We start from the raw sequence: 17438 nt of genomic DNA, 5'->3' as shown, positions 1-17438 counted from the left end.
TAATGAAAATAGACACAAAAAAAATTTTTATAAGCTTGCTTCTTATCTCTCTTTGGGGAGGAGTGGGAATTGCGCAGGAGTTGGAAGATTATCTCAAAATCGCAGCAGAAAATAATCCTAAGCTACAATCTGCTTATACGCAATTTGAAGCTGCATTGCAGCAATCGCCGCAAGTTTCTTCTTTACCAGATCCCACGCTAACGGTTAGCGCATTTGGCAGAATGGTTGAAACACGTTTGGGCGCCCAGGAAGCCCGGTTTAGCCTTATGCAGATGTTTCCCTGGTTTGGAACTTTAAAAACAAAAAAAGAAGCAGCAGATTTCCTGGCAGAAGCAAGATTTCAGGAGTATTTGGCAATGCGAGCCGACTTATTTTTCGAAATAAAAAAAGCATATGCCCAACTTTTTGCTATTGAGAAAACTATTGCTCTAAAGGAGGAAAACCTGGACATTCTGGATTCCTATCGTGAGCTTTCCCTTAGTAAGTTTAGAAGCGGAAGTTCAAAAATGGTAAATGTGGTTCGGGTAGATATTAAACGGGACGAAGCCTTAACAGAAATTGAGCTTGAAAAAGAACAACTGGAAAGTTTAAAAAAGCAGTTTAATCTTTTACTGAATAGAGATAGGCAAGCTGATGTTGCAATTCAGGATACCCTGATTTTTAATCCTGAAATACAGAACGAAATAATTAATCCTGAAGAAGCTTTTAAAATGCATCCAGAACTTGCCAAATTCGATAGGGAGCGGGAGGCATATGAAAGTCGTGCAGAAACAGCGCAAAAATCGGGCTTACCTAATTTCGGGATTGGCGTGGATTATTCGATTATTTCAAAACGAAGAGATGCAAATCCGCCAATGAACGGGCAGGACGCAATAATGCCTATGTTTTCGGTGAGTTTACCAATTTTTAGAAAAAAATATAAAGCCGCAGAAAAAGAAGCCGAACTAATGCAGGAGGCTGCCATTCAAAATAAAGAAGCGAGAGAGAACCAGTTACTAAGTGAATTTGAGCAAACGGTCTACGATTTAAATAAAGCCGATAAATTACTAAAGCTTTATGAACGGCAAATTGAAAGTTCTAACCAGGCAAATAGGCTTTTGGTTTCGGCTTTTAGTAATAACGATGGCGATTTTGAGGAAGTGCTTCAAATGAATCAGGATATTTTAATGCTGAAAACTCAGCAAATAGAAGCCTTGAAAACCGGATTTACGGCTCAGGCAAAAATGGATTATTTATCAGCTAAAACTGAAAATTACGATGAAAAGAATTAATAATATATGGAAAGCTGCGGGGATTCTTATCCTTGGACTTTTACTCGGATACCTGCTTTTTGGTGGAGGGAATGATGCTGAACAAGTTGAAGAGCACGATCACTCTGAAAGGAGCGAAGATCAAACCTGGACCTGTTCTATGCACCCTTCGATAAGGCAAAACGAACCGGGAGATTGCCCAATTTGTGGAATGGATCTAATTCCGGTTTCAGAAGATGAAAACGAACTGGATTCAGACATGTTTGTGATGAGTGAAAATGCACTGAAACTTGCAAATGTTGAAACCATGCTGGTTGGAGCAGGTGAAACTTCAAAAGAAATTAGACTTAATGGAAAAGTTGAGGTAGACGAGCGTAACACTTACACGCAATCTACCCATATTCCTGGGAGAATTGAGCAATTGCAAGTGAATTTTACGGGTGAAAAAGTGAATCGTGGACAGGTTCTGGCCAGCGTTTATTCGCCAGATTTAGTAACTGCCCAGGAAGAATTATTACAGGCAGCCGAGATAAAGGAAAGTCAGCCAGAACTTTTTGAAGCCGCAAAACAAAAGCTTAGAAACTGGAAAATTAGTGAGGCGCAAATTAATAAAATGTTGAGTAGAGGTGAGGCTATGGAGAGGTTTTCAATTATTGCCGATGTTGGTGGCGTAGTGACCGAACTTATGGCTGAACAGGGTGATTACCTGGAGCGGGGAATGCCTATTTATAAAATTGCTAATCTTGATAAACTTTGGGTGCTTTTTGATGTTTACGAGAGCAATATGTCCTGGATTAAAGAAGGCAGCACCATAAAATATACTATACAATCAATTCCCGGGGAAACCTTTGAGGGTGAGGTAAAGTTTGTAGATCCGTTGCTAAATAATAATACCCGGGTGGCTACTGCCCGGGTAGAAATTAATAATGAGAATAGACGAATTAAACCAGGAATGTTTGCAACAGGAATTATAGAAAATAACCTTAGTGCCGAAAACGAAGAAATTGTAATTCCAAAATCTGCAGTTTTGTGGACGGGGAAACGTTCTGTGGTATATGTGAAGGAAAATGTAGAAAATGGCACCGGATTTAAACATCGGGAAGTGGTTTTAGGTTCTTCTTTAGGGGATTCTTATGTTGTGGAAAAAGGTTTAAATGAAGGCGAGGAAATTGTGGTAAATGGTACTTTTACCGTAGATGCGGCAGTGCAATTAGCCGGAAAATCCAGTATGATGAATCCGCAGGAAAATGGTACAGGCCATATTGAAGAGATAGAATTATCTGCAGCCGGGAAAAACGAAATTCAGGAGGTATTTAATTCTTATTTGGCATTAAAAAATGCCCTGGTAGAAGATGATTTTGAAGCTGCAAAAAAACACTTGAAGACAGTAGAAAGTAAAATTGAGGCTGTGGATGTTTCGGCTATTCCGACTTCAGCGGCAGGTGCTGTTGAAAATTATAAAACCCAGCTTCAGGCTAAACTATCTATCATGAAAGCTTCTGAAGATATTTCAGCATTAAGAACCGGTTTTATTGATTTTTCCGCAGAAATGATCAGGATGGCAAAAAGTTTAAAACCATTTAATGAGCAGATTTACATACAGCATTGTCCTATGGCGAATAACGATGAAGGCGCCGATTGGTTAAGCCTTTCAGAAGAAATAAGGAATCCATATTACGGTAGTGCTATGCTGAATTGTGGGGAAGTAACGGGTGTTATTGAGCAATAAGAAAAGAGTAAGTGAAAAGAATTAAGGAGGAATCGAAAAATAAATTTATATAAGTTTGCTGAATCAAAAGCCTTAAAGTGGTTAAACAAGAATAAATACAAATTAAATTAAAAACAGAAACTATGAAAAAAAATCTAAGAAACTTAATGATGCTTAGCCTGGTAGCAGGAGCCATATCACTAACCTCCTGCCGCGATGCCGAAGAAAAGAAGAATGAAGCGGCAGAGCCTATGCAAAATGAAATGCACCAGGGTGACGAGCAGGCCAGCATGGACACTTATGAAGGAGAAGCCTTAAATGCTGAATTTAAGAATGAAAATACTGCCGAAATCTATAATTTATATGTAGAAATTAAGGATGCTTTTGTAAATACAGATGCTGAAACTGCCAGTGATAAAGCTGCAAAACTTGCTGAAAAAGCTGGTGAAAACCAAGAAATAGCTTCTGCGGCAACGCAAATAGCTGAAAGTGAGGATGTAAATAGACAACGGGAAGATTTTTCTAAACTTACTGCAGCTATGGAGCCTGTGTTGCAGGATGCTTTAGAATCGGGTGAGATTTATAAGCAATACTGTCCCATGGCTTTTGAAGGAAAAGGTGATTATTGGTATTCTAATTCAAAAGATATTTTTAATCCTTATTATGGCGATAAGATGCTGAAATGCGGTAGGGTAGAAGCTACTCTAAATTAAGATATACTAAATAACAAATAGAGCCTGCCTACTAAGCGTTGGTGGGCTTTTTTATACGTAGTTTTTCGAAAAATTGAAGGTTTTATTTGAAAAGTTCGATTAGGAAGTTATCTTACAAAGATTTAATAATAAGAACATGAAATTGTCTTCCCTTGCCAGTATATTACTGGCTATTTTTCTTTCCATATCTTGTGTAGATGAAGCTAAAAATAATTCCTCGAGTGAAAATCAATTAGATAAAGAGCCTGAAGAGCACGAGTTTACCAATATGCTTGTGAATGAGAGCAGTCCGTATTTATTACAGCACGCCCATAATCCTGTTAACTGGCATCCCTGGAGCGAGGAAACTATAAATAAAGCTAAGAAAGAAAATAAATTACTGGTAATTAGCATTGGTTATGCTGCCTGCCATTGGTGCCACGTAATGGAAGAGGAAAGTTTTGAAGACCCCGAGGTGGCCGAACTTATGAACGAGAATTTTATTTCGGTAAAAGTAGACAGGGAAGAGCGGCCAGATGTAGACAATTTATATATGAATGCTGCACAGCTCATGACGGGTAGCGGAGGTTGGCCGTTAAATGTTTTAGCACTGCCAGATGGGAAGCCATTTTATGCCGGTACATATTATCCTAAGGAAGACTGGTTAAAAATTCTTAAGCATTTTGTAAAACTCAATAAAGAAGATCCTGAAGCTATACTTGAACAAGCCGAGAAAATAACCGATGGTATTCAATCTTTAGAGCAAATGCCAATTGTTGATAAGGAGAAAGCTTTTTCTTTAGATGAACTTGAAACGGTGTACACTCAATTAAAATCTAAAATAGATTTTGAAAAAGGGGGGAAAGTAGAAACTCAAAAGTTTCCGGTGCCGGTTTTATGGAAATTTCTTCTTCACTATAATTATTTAACCGACGACCCCAGTGCTTTGGAGGCCGTAGATGTTACGCTTGAAAATATGGCTTTTGGAGGTATTTACGATCAGCTTGGTGGTGGTTTTGCCAGGTATTCTACAGATGAAGATTGGTTTGCACCTCACTTTGAAAAAATGCTTTACGATAATGCCCAACTTATTGGGCTTTATTCCCAGGCCTGGCAAAAAACCAGGAATCCGCTGTATAAAGATGTAGTTTACGAAAGTCTTGAATTTGTTGAACGCGAACTTACCGCTAAAAATGGGGCGTTCTATTCCTCCCTAGATGCCGATACCGATGGGGAAGAAGGGAAATTTTACGTTTGGACCGCCGATGAAATTGATGAACATTTAGGTGGAGATTCTTCCATTTTTAAAGCCTATTACAATGTAGAAGAAAACGGTAATTGGGAAGATGAAAAAAATATCTTACACAGGGAAAAATCTGATAAAGCTTTTGCTGAAGAAAAGTCGCTTTCTGTTAAAGAATTAAAAGAAATACTTTCTGAAGGGAAACAAAAATTGTTGAATGAAAGGCAAAAGAGAACCTTACCTGCTCTTGATGATAAAGTACTTACTTCCTGGAATGCATTAATGATAAAGGCTTACCTGAATGCCTATAAGACTTTTGATGAAAAACGATTTTTAGAGGCCGCACTAAAAAATGCCCGTTTCCTTAATGAAAATGTTATTGCTGAAAATGGTGCTTTAACCAGAAATTATAAAGACGGAAAAACCAGCATTCCTGGCTTTTTAGATGATTATGCCTTTGTAATTTCTGCATTTATCGATCTTTACCAGGCTACATTTGATGAAAAATGGTTGTTTAAAGCGCAAGATCTTGCAAATTATACGAAAGAACATTTCTTCGATTCTACTTCCGGGATGTTCTTCTACACCCATGATGATCATTCTGGTCTAATTTCACGGCAAAAGGAAATTCTGGATAATGTTATTCCTTCTTCTAATTCAGAAATGGCGAAAAACCTCTTAATCCTGGGGCATTATTTTTACGATAGCGAAAAGAAAGCTCTGGCAGAACAAATGTTATTAAACGTACAAAAGGATTTAAAGGAATATCCAGATTTCTATGCAAATTGGGCTATAGTTGAAGCACTCCTGGTAAAACCTCCATTTGAGGTAGCCATAGTAGGAAAAGAGCACCACAGGGTGAAAAAAGAAATCAATCATAATTATCTCCCGAATGTCCTGTTAATGGGCGGGGAAAAAGAAGGAAATTTAGAGTTATTGAAAGGTAAATTTATTGAAGGGCAAACCACCATTTATGTATGTAAAGATCACGTATGCAAGTTTCCTGTAACCACAGCCAGAGAAGCTTTGGAGCAAATCAATGAATCTGGAGGTTTTTGGTAAGATTAGCACCACCTGAATTTTTGTTTAATTGTATTTTTGCAATCGAATTCCCTGCGGAAACGATTTTTCAGCATACATCGTCTTTTTTAACTTATTTCTTCATCTAAAACCCCAAAATATTTAGATTCAGTTTTAGGATTTCTTGCTTTGCTGAATAGAAAGGTATATTTTTAAGAAATAATACTGCTTTTCAGTATTCTATATTATAAAAAACAGGAAATTTCCCCTTAAAATGCTTTTCCGGGGATTTTTTTAACTGCATTACGCAACCGATTGATTTAAGTGGTATAAGCAGTTTATAGAGGTTCCCTTTTAAAATAATAACCTATTAAAGCTTTTAAAATCAATAAGAATTATGAAAAATATTACACAAAAACTTTCTTTAAAAAATACTTATCTCTTTCAAAAGTACGGGGTAAAGTCCGTTTGTCTTGGCCTTTTTTTAATGATGGGTAGTGTCTTTGCCCAAACTTCGCCGTTAACGCTTAATGAAGAAGAGTATTTTGAAAAAACCGGAGTAAACATTTTGGCATTTAGTAATTGGTATGATGGGTTATTTAGTGATTCAAAAATAAGTGGAATAGAAGTAATTCATCATGGAGTGAGAACAGTCACTAATGGTGATGTGAGGTTAAACGCCACCCCAGAACAATGGGATGCGATTCCCACCTTTGTTAGAAGAGAAGTGGACAGGGAAAATAATCGTATTGATACATATGAAAAATATCCCGATTACGATTTTGAATATATGATACGGGCAGAACGAGATGAAGATGAAGTGATTTTAAGTGTACACTTAGATGAGCCAATTCCCGAAGAATTAAAGGGAAAGGCCGGGTTTAATCTGGAATTTATACCCTCGGCCTATGCTGAGAAAACTTATTATATGGACGGTGAAGGAGGTAATTTCCCCCTATACCCGCACAGTAGCATGGATAAAGATACTTCAGGATATACGGCACCGAAACCTTTTGCTGAAGGAAAGACCCTGGTAGTTGCGCCCGGAGATCCTAAACGAAAAATTACAATTATTTCAGATGAAGCAAAATTAATGTTGCACGATGGGAGAGATAAAGCCCAGAATGGTTGGTTTGTAGTTAGAAGTTTACTTCCTGAAAATAAAACCGGTAAGGTTCTACAATGGCGTTTAAATGTAAATTCTACCCCAGGCTGGTCGCGTAAGCCGGTTATTGGTCATTCACAGGTTGGCTATCACCCTAATCAGGAAAAAGTTGCGGTTATTGAGTTAGATAAAAATGATTCTCCTGCTTCCCGGGCCACGCTTTATAAGTTAAATGAAATGGGAGAAAAGGTGGAAAAACATACAGCTGCCTTATCTAATTGGGGGCAATATACCAGGTATAAGTATTTATATTTCGATTTTTCTGAAGTAAAAGAAGAAGGCTTATATGTTATCTCTTATAAAGACGAAACTACGGCACCTTTTAAAATTAATGAAGATGTGTATGAAAAAGCCTGGCACCCCACGAATGATGTTTTTTTCCCGGTGCAGATGGATCATATGTTGGTAAACGAAGCTTATAGGGTTTGGCATGGCGCTTCCCACCTGGATGATGCACTGCAGGCACCTGTTAATCATGAGCATTTTGATCTTTATGCCCAGGGTCCCACAACAGATACCGAATATGAACCGGGCGAACACATACCGGGACTTAATATTGGTGGTTGGTATGATGCCGGAGATTATGATATTAGAACTCAAACCCAATATTATGTAGTTTCTCATCTTGCTCATGCATACGAAGATTTTAATTTACAACGAGACCAGACCCTTGTAGATTACGATGCTAAATATGTAGATTTACATAACCCAGATGGAAAACCAGATATTCTTCAGCAAATAGAACACGGTACCCTGGGGTTAATTGCCCAGCACCGAACTTTGGGAAGGGCGATTCCTGGGATTATCGTGCCCGATATTTCTCAGTATACCCATTTAGGAGATGGTCTAACTATGACAGATAACCTGATTTATGATAAAGAAATGGATCCTCTGGAAACTGATGGATACAAAAGTGGAAAATTTGATGACAGATGGGCCTTTACAAGTAAAAGCACACCTTTAAATTATGGTTCTATTGCTGCATTAGCGGCTGCCAGTCGTGTTCTTAAAGGATATAATGATGAATTAGCTGAAGAGTGTATAAACACCGCTATAAATGTATGGAAAGAAGAACACTCAAAAGAGCCAGATCTTTTTCATCACGGAAATACTACCGGAGGCACTTTAGAAGATGAAGAATTAAAAGCCGCCGTAGAATTATTACTTTCTACAAAAGATGAAATGTACGCCACTCGCATAAAGGAGATGTGGCCTACTATAGATAAAAACTTTAACCTTCATGCAGGTCGGGTTATGAAGATCTTAACCTATATGGATGAAGATTTTAAGCAGAAGTTAAAAAATAGGGTAAAAGACTATAAGAATGAAATTGCTGAGCATAGGAAAGAAAATCCGTATGGTGTTCCTATTGGTAGAAGGGGTTGGGCTGGCAATAGTCAAATTGTATCCTATGCAATTAATAATTACCATTTACATAAGGCGTTTCCCGATCTTATTGATAAGGAAGAGGTTTTTAAAGGTCTTAATTATCTTTACGGAACGCATCCTGATTCTGATATATCCTTTGTTTCTGGAGTGGGGACAAAATCTAAGAAAGTAGCTTATGGAATGAACCGTGCAGATTTTTCATTTATCGCCGGTGGGGTAGTACCAGGAGTTTTAATCTTAAAACCAGATTTTCCTGAAAATAAGGAAGATTGGCCGTTTTTATGGGGAGAAAATGAGTACGTGGTGAATGTTGGTGCATCCTATATTTATCTCGTGAATGCCGTTCGTGATCTACTCAATAACCAATAGTGAAATGCTACTCCTCGGGTTTATCTTCTCATATAATTTAAGTTGAGATCTTTCCCAAAGCTGATGATTTTTCTGAGAACCAAAAAATAATAGTTTATACGTTAATAAATAGTTTTAGATAAAACCATTACTGAAATAAAATAATCTGGTCTTATGGCCAGATTATTTTATAAGCTCAAATAAGTATTTCCAATGGAAGTGTTTACTATTACATTTTCTTTCTGTAAATGCTCCTGCAATTCCCTGTTTAATAATTTAGGCTAAGGAAAATAGGTTAATTTGATGTGTGGATTAATCTATTAACTGCTTATAATTAGTCTATTTATAACGATGGAGATTCCTTTCCTTATTACCGAAAAACTAGACCTGATAATTCTTTCTCAACTAATTAATTTACTTGATAATTGAGATTTCAATGTTGCATTCTTGTTGAGGGAATTAAATTAATGAGGCTCATCAGGATACGCAGAGTTAGTTTACTTTTTTATTTTCTGAAGAAATTTCACATAAAAAAGCCCTTTCATTTATTTGAAAGGGCTTTAAGTTTAAAGGTTGAATACTTATTAGTATCCTGGATTCTGATCTTCCTGACTTATACCCTCATTTGCTGATATTTCATCATTAGGAATAGGCCAGATTTCGTGTTTTCCTGCCTGGAAACCAAATTCAGAAAGATAATCGGCAGCAAGTCCCCATCTTACAAGATCTGGGAAACGTACTTGTTCGCCGGCTAATTCTACCATTCTTTCGTGTACTATGGCATCAAAAACTTCATCTTGAGAAAGACCGTCAGAAAGAGGGGCTAATTCTGCTCTCTCTCTTACTTCGTTAATGTAATCTATAGCATCAGCCTGGTTGCCTAAAGCATTTTCAGCTTCGGCCATCATTAAAAGAACATCAGCATATCGAATAACTTTCATGTTTATTCCTGAAGCCTGATCTTCATTAACATCTTTGTAGTAATTCTGGTACTTTCTCCAGGCTGCATCTCTTTCCAGAGGTAATTCTTCAATTAAACCACCAGCAAAAGTATCACCGTTGAAATAGAAAGATTCATCAAGTCTAATATCACCTTCTTCGTATTCAGCTATAAGAGCGGGATTAGGATATACGTTAAACCAGTCGTTAAAGCCATACTCCTGGCCACGGAAGGTTACTTCATTAGCATCTTCACCGGCTGCATTAGAGTTCCATACGGCAGAGTTCCCCATATCATCATCATACTGAATTTCGAAAATTGATTCAGGACCAAATTCTTCTTCTTCTCTAAAGTTTGCAAAATAATCGTCTTCTAAAGAATATTGCCCGTAAATATTTTCGAAAGCAGCTAACGCCTCATCGTATTCTTCAAGATAAAGGTGTGTTTTTCCTAAAAGGGCAAAAGCAGCACCTTGAGTAGCTCTACCATTTTCAGTACGTCCTTTATCCCATAAAGACTGGCTGGCATCATTTAAGTCTGCTATTATCTGGTCGTAAACCTGATCTGCAGGGGTACGTGGAAAACCAGAACCATCTTCAGGCACGGTTGTAATTAAAGGAACATCGCCAAAACGGGTTACCAATAAGAAATAGTAAAAAGCTCTCATATACTTCGCTTCACCAATAAATCTTGCTTTTTTCTCATCACTCAATAATGAAGATGGAATTTCATTAATTTTATCGGCATTATCAATTACAAAATTTGCTTTGTTTATTCCTCTAAAACAGGCATCCCAGTACCACGCGATTGGTGGGTGGCTGGCATCAAAAGACCATTCCTGGTAAACTCTTTTATCTGCTTCTAATTGCGGATTCCCAAGGGCTTCACGAGACATAATGTCCATTGCAAAGAACAAAGTTCTGGTGTATAATCCAATAGTTTGCGTATTGGCATATACAGCATTCACTGCCGATTGCACCTGGGCTTCTGTCCTAAAATAGGTTTCAGGAGAAAGACCACTAGGGTTTGTTAGTTCAAAATCTTCTTCCTCACATCCGTTAACTACGAACAATGTGGCAAAGACCATTAATATTATTCTTATTTTTTTCATAATTGTATTTTTTTAAAATCCTAATTGTAGACCAAATGTTAATGAAGTAGGCTGAGGATATAAACCTCTATCAATACCTATAGCTCCCGTACCCTGTTGCAATACGTTGTCAACACCAATTTCAGGATCAAGTCCGGAATAATCGGTTAGGGTAATCAGGTTTTGTCCACTTATGTATATTCTTAAATTGGCAAGAGATTCACCAAATATATCTTCATCAAAAGTATATCCAATATTTAAATTCTTAAGCCTGGTATAAGATCCATCTTCTATAAAACGATCCGAAGCATTAAGGTTTTGTGGAGCTCCTAAAGCACGTGGTATCGTATTTGAAGTTCCTTCTCCTGTCCATCTATTTAAAACAGCTACACCGCTATTAAATAGTCTTGGCATTCCTTCAAGGTCATATAAGTTAGTATTATAAATTTCGTGACCATACGCACCCTGAATAAACATTGAAACATCAAAGTTCTTATACTGGGCACTTAAATTAAGTCCCATTGTAAGTGTTGGATATGGATTTCCTATTACAGTTTTATCTGCAGCAGTAATATCCCCGTCTCCGTTAAGATCTAAAAAGCGAATATCTCCAGGTTGCACAGCTGTTTGATCTGGATTTGCAGTGAATACCTCATCTACTTCTGCCTGATTTTGGTAGATACCATCGGTTTTTAAGCCATAGAAATGGAATAATGGTTCTCCCGGAGCAATTCTTGTAAGATATTCATTCTCAAAAAATCCTCCCTGAACCTGATCCAGGCTACCTATAGAAAGAACTTCGTTTTTACTGGTTCCCAGGTTTAAATTGGCAGACCAGGTAAATTCACCTTCGTAATCGTTATATCCAAGATCAGCTTCAAAACCTGTTGTTTTTACGGACCCAACGTTAGAAGCTATAGTTGGTACATTGTAACCTAAACTAAGCGGAAGTGGTAATTCGTAAAGAAGATCATCACTTTGGTTACTATAATATTCCATGGATAGAGTTAAGGCATTATTAAACATACCCAAATCTAAACCAATGTTCTTCATAGTAACTTCCTCCCATTTAAGGTTTTGATTGGGAAGTCCTTCAGCAGTAGTACCCTGTACAGCTGCACCTCCAATTGGGTAAATAAAGCTTGTAACAAGTGTAGAAGCATAACGATAGTTACCAATCTGGTCGTTACCGGTTGTACCCCAACTACCTCTAATTTTGAAGTTATTAAAGTCTGTATCTTGCATAAAGCTTTCTTTAGCTACGTTCCAACCTGCAGAAACAGACCAGAAAGTACCCCAACGGTTATTTGCTCCAAAACGGCTGGAAGCATCTTGACGATAAGATCCAGACAAAAGATATTTTTGATCAAAATTATAATTTAATCGTCCTAAATAACCAACTCTTCTATATTCTGAAGAAGCTGAAGACAGGCCTGCTTGATTAAGAGATAGTTCTTCTACATCATCTGTAATTGGATTCTGGCTACTTGCATTCAGGCTTTCACTATCAATAGTTTGATCTTCTGCTAAAACTAAAACTTCGAAGTTGTGAAAATCTGCTACCTCAAATTTATAGTTTAAGCTATTGGTAAGTGTAAGCGATTGATTGGTACCACTGTTTTTTGTGATTTGAGCAAAACCAAATTGATGGGTTCCACCATTACTATCATCGTTATAAGAAGGAATAAAATTATTGTTATTATACTTATAATAATCTATACCTGCCTGGCTCTTAAAAGTAAGGCCATCAATTATTTCGTATTCAGCAAAAAGGCTACCTAAAATAGTAAGTCCTTTATTCTCGGCGCTTCCTAAGGTTTGAACTCTAACCGGGTTGGCCGCATCCTGGCCATCTAGTGCAGAGTTTGGTCCCTGGAAACCACCTCTATTGTCTGGGTTATAAACGCTTAAATATGGCGCTGATTTTATTGCGTGTTCTATTATTGATCTACCTCCGTCTTCTCTTTCAGGATTCTGTAAAGTGAAAGCTACGTTTAATGTTTGACCAAAACTAAGTTTACCAAAATTAAAGTTACTATTAGATCTAAAGTTAAAACGTTCAAATTCTGTTTCTATAACCGCACCTTCCTGGTTTAGGTATCCTCCAGAAAACCTGTAATTACTGTTTTCATTACCACCTGAAAGTCCAAGGTTGATACTTTTCATCACCCCGGTTCTAAAAATTTCATCCTGCCAGTCTGTATTATTGTCAATAAAGTCTGCATACTCAGGATTGGTAAGGCGCTCTGGATCAGTATCTGTTACTTCTCTTGCGTATTGTATGTATTGCTCTCTATTTAATAAATCGTAACGATTACTATTAAATTGAACTCCCGTATAAGTATCAAGACTTAGTTGAGCTTTTTGTGAGGCCGTTCCAGATTTGGTAGTAACAAGTACAACTCCGTTTGCACCTCTAGAACCGTAAACAGCAGTAGTAGATGCATCTTTAAGAACCTGTATGTTCTCAATATCGTTAGGGTTTAAACTACCCAAACCACCGGCAATGACACCGTCTATAACATATAATGGGTCGTTATTGTTAGGTGAGGCCAAACCTCTAATTCTAACAGCAGGTGAGTTACCGGGAGAACCTGAGTTAATTACTGTAACACCAGAAGCTCTACCTTGTAAGGCCTGCTCTGCGGTAGATACCGGAAGACTATTAATCTCTTCTGTATCAATAGATGAAATAGCCCCTGTAACTTCTGCTCTACTTTGAGTACCATATCCTACCACAATAACATCGTCCAGGGATTCTGACCCGGCGATTAAGTTTACATCGATAACGCTTTGATCGTTAACGGCAATTTCCTGGGTTTGATAACTTATATAGCTGAAAACGAGAACTGCGCCTTCGCTTACCTCTATACTATAATTTCCATCAAAGTCTGTAGTTGTACCGTTGGAGGTTCCTCGCTCTATGACGTTCACTCCTGGTATAGGACCGGATTCGTCACTTACTGTTCCCGTAACGGTTTGCTGGGCTGTAATAAAGCCAAAACAAAAGAATGTTACAATGAAAAGCCCCCTTTTCAAGTAATTGTTTTTCATAATTATTTGTTAGTTAGTTTATTAATTCGGTTTAAATGTAATAAAAAATAATTTTACGCAATCGGTTTTCTAAAAAAAATCTCTAATTTTCGTAATTTTTTTTCATTATATCATTGATTATGTAATAATTATAAGTGTTATTATCACATCATTAACGTTATTGGTCTTTCATCTCAATATATTGAATAGGACTGTTGTTTTTTACTGCAATAATAACTTCCTGGTTTTCAACCTCAATGGTGGCCATATCTTTCACATCTCCTGGTACGAAGAAACCACTTTTAGAAGGTACAATTGGGTTAAAATTACCGGTTCCATCTCCTTTAAGGAGCATTCCATACCCGGCATCGTTTCTTGTGGTTTCTACTTCAGACCAGAAAAGGTTCCCGGCAATTAAAGCGTCAAGATGGCCGTCCTTATCATAATCTTTTACAAGAATTTGATTAATTGAAGATATTTGGGCCACGTTTGGTAGTTTGTGAATTTTAAATTTCCCTTCAGCATTTTCTAAATAGATGCTGGAAAAAGATTTTACCTGGTAATGGAGAGAATTCTCCAGTTCTTTTTCCGAATAAACGTCCTCCAGGGTAGCTGTTGAAAAAGATTCGTAATCTGGAAACTTCTCCTTTATACCGGGAATTTGTTGGGAGGAGCATTCTCTTCCTCTCAATGGAAACTTTTCTCCTTTGTTATAATAGCTTAAAACAATATCACTGTTATTATTTCCATCAAAATCTTTAAAATAGATGTCAAAGGTTTCGTCTTCGCTGGCTGTATATTTATAATTTTCACCTAGATTTCCTACTATAAAATCCTGGTCCCCGTCATTATCAAAATCACCTTTTTTAATACTCCACCACCAGCCGGCAGTATCATCGGTAATTCCCATATCTTCAGAAACATCCGTAAATGCTGTTTTATTATTCCTGAAAATTTTTATTGGCATCCATTCACCTACTATAATAATATCCTGCCAGCCGTCATTATCAAAATCAACAATTTCTGCACTGGTTGCCATCCCTAAAGATTGAAGAAATGGAGCAACCGATTGAGTTACATCTTTAAACGATACTTTTCCATTTTTGCTGTTATTTTTTAAAATATAACTGTTAGCGGGTTTTGGATAATTACCGGGAACTAATCTTCCCAAAACCAATAATTCTTCCTTTCCATCTTTATCAAAATCGGCTTTGTATACTTTAGAACCACTGTCGTGCATTTTTGGGAGAGCATTTAAGTCTCTTGTAAAATTCCCTTTTCCATCATTGATATATAACCTGTCCTGAAGCATTTCAGAATCTGGATCAAACTCATTGCCTCCACTAACTACATAGATATCGTTATGGCCATTTCCGTTAGCATCAAAAATTAACGCGTCAAGGTCTTCGTAAGCTTTATCTTTTCCAAAAGCAGCACTGGTTTGCTTTTTAAAGCCGTTCTCAGTCCAAAAATATAATCCTGCTTCATAAGTGGCTGCACCTCCTACAATAAAATCTTCTTTACCATCGCCGTTTAAATCTCCAACCGCGATACTGGGACCAAAGGTAGAGGTGCGGTGGGGAAGAAGTACTTCGTCTTTAAAATCGTCGTACTCATTTTCAATATGCTTATGATTAGGAAATGAAGTTGAATCTGTTATTGTTGAAAATAAGGTTTCAGGCTTTAGTTCATTAGAAGTTTCTATTGCTGAAGCATCTTCGTAATTAAAACTTAGAAACTGATTTGCTTCTACATCCTCCCTTATTTCAACTTTCCCATCTGGCCATTCAATTCTAATTTCGTCAATAAGATCTGCCTGCGCAAGTCCAAAATGAAGTTGAGGCGCCACAGAAGACTGAAAGCCACGGGACAAAGTTAATTCCTGCATCTGTTCAGTATCGTTTGCGGTAACATACGCCCTGCTGCCTATACCGAATTTATTTTTCTCGGGTCCTTGCAGTTTAATTTGCACATAATTATTTTTTGTGGAACTCTGGTTTTCAAAAACCGAAGCTGTGTCGTCTATATTGTTGGTGATAATTTCCAAATCACCATCATTGTCAAGATCTACATAAACTACTCCGTTAGAAAATCCTTCATATACAATTCCCCATTTTTCATTAGCTATATTAAAGGTAAGATCACCGTTATTTTCAAAAATAAAATTGTCTATTTTTTCTGAAGGAATATTTAAACTTTTTTCAAGACGGTCTTCTTTAGTAAGCGACTTGTTTTTAAGCTCGTTAAAATAATCGTTGTTGTTTATTTCTCTTCGTGTGCCGTTGGTTACAAAAAGATCTTTATGGCCGTCATTATCAAAATCGGCAAAAAGCGGGCCCCAGCTCCAATCTGTAGAAGCGGCACCGGCAATACGGGATTGATCTGCAAAAAACGGTGTGTTATTGTTAAAAACTCCCGTATTGGTTTGCAGCACGTTCTGCATGTATTGATAGTGAAAACCAGCTTCTACAGTACCCCAGAACAAATCGGGGTTCATACTGGCCATATTGGCTTTTTTTCTCCTATTATCTTTGGCAGACATATCTACCTGATAAATATCTAAAAGCCCATCGTTATTATAATCTGCTATATCTACACCCATTCCGTAAAATGAAGTGTGAGAGGTAGCATCTTTTACCACTTCTCTAAAACTGCCTTCACCATTGTTTATATACATAAAATCTGGGGAACTAAAATCGTTAGAAATATAGAGGTCTGGCCAACCATCGTTATTTAAATCTCCAACTGTTGCAGAGAGCGTTAACCCGAAACTTCTAACCCCTGCTTCGTTAGTAACATCGGTAAATTTCCCACCGTCGTTACGCATTAAATGATCGGTTTGCAGATCGGTTACACTATTCATTTGGTATTCATATACAAAATTTGGAGCGTCAAAACGGGTTGGAGGGTAATTGGCTATGTAAACATCAAGGTCACCATCTTTGTCGTAATCAAAAAAGGTGGCCTGTACACTATTACCGGGATCGTCTAAACCATATTCTTTAGCTTTTTCACTAAAAGTTCCATCTCCATTATTTATAAAGAGCTGGTTGTTTTTAGGTTGAAATTTTCCTCCTACAGAAAGATAAATATCGAGAAAACCATCTGCATTAACATCGGCCATGGTGACTCCTGTGTACCATCTCTCATCTCCCGCAACCCCGGCAGATTCTGTAATATCTTCAAATTCCATATTTCCTTTATTCAAATAAAGTTTATTGGGAACCTGGTTTCCTGTAAAATAAAGATCTGGAAGGCCATCGTTATTAATGTCTCCGGTAGATACCCCTCCACCCATATAAATATAAGAGTAGGTAAAGTAATTTAAGGAATCGTTTTCGGTAAGGTTGTTACTAAAATTGATACCAGATTTTGCGGCAGAAACATTGCTGAAGATTTTAGTATTTTCAGTCGATTCTTTTTTCGCTAATTCCTTTTCCTCTGGGGCAGAATTCTTACACGAAATAATTAAAAAGAAAAAAATCAGGAAAAATGACTTATAAAGTATTTTCATTTTGGGATGATTATTTTGGAGGGTATTGTTTGAATTTAACCTGGTA

The 17438-nt window shown here is 37.3% G+C and carries 8 protein-coding genes; 5 read left to right on the top strand and 3 right to left on the bottom strand.

What is annotated here, in order from left to right; translation table 11 throughout:
• Window positions 1–2 precede the first annotated feature (2 nt).
• The 5 genes from B4F31_RS01570 to B4F31_RS01550 all read left to right on the top strand — a co-directional run bounded on the left by B4F31_RS01570 (window position 3) and on the right by B4F31_RS01550 (window position 8836).
• Window positions 3–1271, top strand: a complete 1269-nt coding sequence (locus tag B4F31_RS01570) for a TolC family protein (protein WP_286760459.1) — start codon at window positions 3–5, stop codon at window positions 1269–1271.
• Complete coding sequence (locus tag B4F31_RS01565) at window positions 1258–2979, top strand: efflux RND transporter periplasmic adaptor subunit (protein ID WP_286760458.1); 1722 nt, start codon at window positions 1258–1260, stop codon at window positions 2977–2979. Before B4F31_RS01570 ends, B4F31_RS01565 begins: the two co-directional genes overlap by 14 nt.
• Window positions 2980–3101: 122 nt before the next feature.
• Complete coding sequence (locus tag B4F31_RS01560; RefSeq protein WP_075325865.1) at window positions 3102–3671, top strand: DUF3347 domain-containing protein; 570 nt, start codon at window positions 3102–3104, stop codon at window positions 3669–3671.
• 136 nt (window positions 3672–3807) lie between these two features.
• Window positions 3808–5955: a thioredoxin domain-containing protein gene (locus tag B4F31_RS01555; RefSeq protein ID WP_286760457.1), complete on the top strand. Its 2148-nt coding sequence runs from the start codon at window positions 3808–3810 to the stop codon at window positions 5953–5955.
• Window positions 5956–6310: 355 nt separating this feature from the next.
• The gene (locus B4F31_RS01550) at window positions 6311–8836 is read left to right on the top strand and encodes a glycoside hydrolase family 9 protein (protein ID WP_286760456.1); all 2526 of its coding nucleotides are present in this window, start codon (window positions 6311–6313) and stop codon (window positions 8834–8836) included.
• A gap of 563 nt (window positions 8837–9399) precedes the next feature.
• On the opposite strand, the gene B4F31_RS01545 is transcribed toward B4F31_RS01550, so the two are convergent.
• From B4F31_RS01545 to B4F31_RS01535, 3 genes are all read right to left on the bottom strand, one after another.
• Window positions 9400–10866, bottom strand: coding sequence for a RagB/SusD family nutrient uptake outer membrane protein (locus B4F31_RS01545; protein ID WP_286760455.1), 1467 nt, complete (start codon window positions 10864–10866; stop codon window positions 9400–9402).
• Between the two features lie 12 nt (window positions 10867–10878).
• Entirely contained in the window at window positions 10879–13899 is a 3021-nt protein-coding gene (locus B4F31_RS01540; RefSeq protein WP_286760454.1) for a SusC/RagA family TonB-linked outer membrane protein, read from the bottom strand.
• Window positions 13900–14056: 157 nt separating this feature from the next.
• Window positions 14057–17392, bottom strand: a complete 3336-nt coding sequence (locus tag B4F31_RS01535) for an FG-GAP-like repeat-containing protein (RefSeq protein ID WP_286760453.1) — start codon at window positions 17390–17392, stop codon at window positions 14057–14059.
• Window positions 17393–17438 lie beyond the last annotated feature (46 nt).

This window comes from Salegentibacter sp. UBA1130 (genome assembly GCF_002311535.1).
Taxonomy (GTDB): Bacteria; Bacteroidota; Bacteroidia; order Flavobacteriales; family Flavobacteriaceae; genus Salegentibacter; species Salegentibacter agarivorans.
The sequence above is the reverse complement of the archived record's forward strand: the minus strand, read 5'-3'. Positions and strand labels throughout refer to the sequence as shown.

Coding starts and splice junctions, on each gene's coding strand:
- B4F31_RS01570 (WP_286760459.1), top strand. CDS start 3: ATGAAAATAGACACAAAAAAAATTTTTATAAGCTTGCTTCTTATCTCT.
- B4F31_RS01565 (WP_286760458.1), top strand. CDS start 1,258: ATGAAAAGAATTAATAATATATGGAAAGCTGCGGGGATTCTTATCCTT.
- B4F31_RS01560 (WP_075325865.1), top strand. CDS start 3,102: ATGAAAAAAAATCTAAGAAACTTAATGATGCTTAGCCTGGTAGCAGGA.
- B4F31_RS01555 (WP_286760457.1), top strand. CDS start 3,808: ATGAAATTGTCTTCCCTTGCCAGTATATTACTGGCTATTTTTCTTTCC.
- B4F31_RS01550 (WP_286760456.1), top strand. CDS start 6,311: ATGAAAAATATTACACAAAAACTTTCTTTAAAAAATACTTATCTCTTT.
- B4F31_RS01545 (WP_286760455.1), bottom strand. CDS start 10,866: ATGAAAAAAATAAGAATAATATTAATGGTCTTTGCCACATTGTTCGTA.
- B4F31_RS01540 (WP_286760454.1), bottom strand. CDS start 13,899: ATGAAAAACAATTACTTGAAAAGGGGGCTTTTCATTGTAACATTCTTT.
- B4F31_RS01535 (WP_286760453.1), bottom strand. CDS start 17,392: ATGAAAATACTTTATAAGTCATTTTTCCTGATTTTTTTCTTTTTAATT.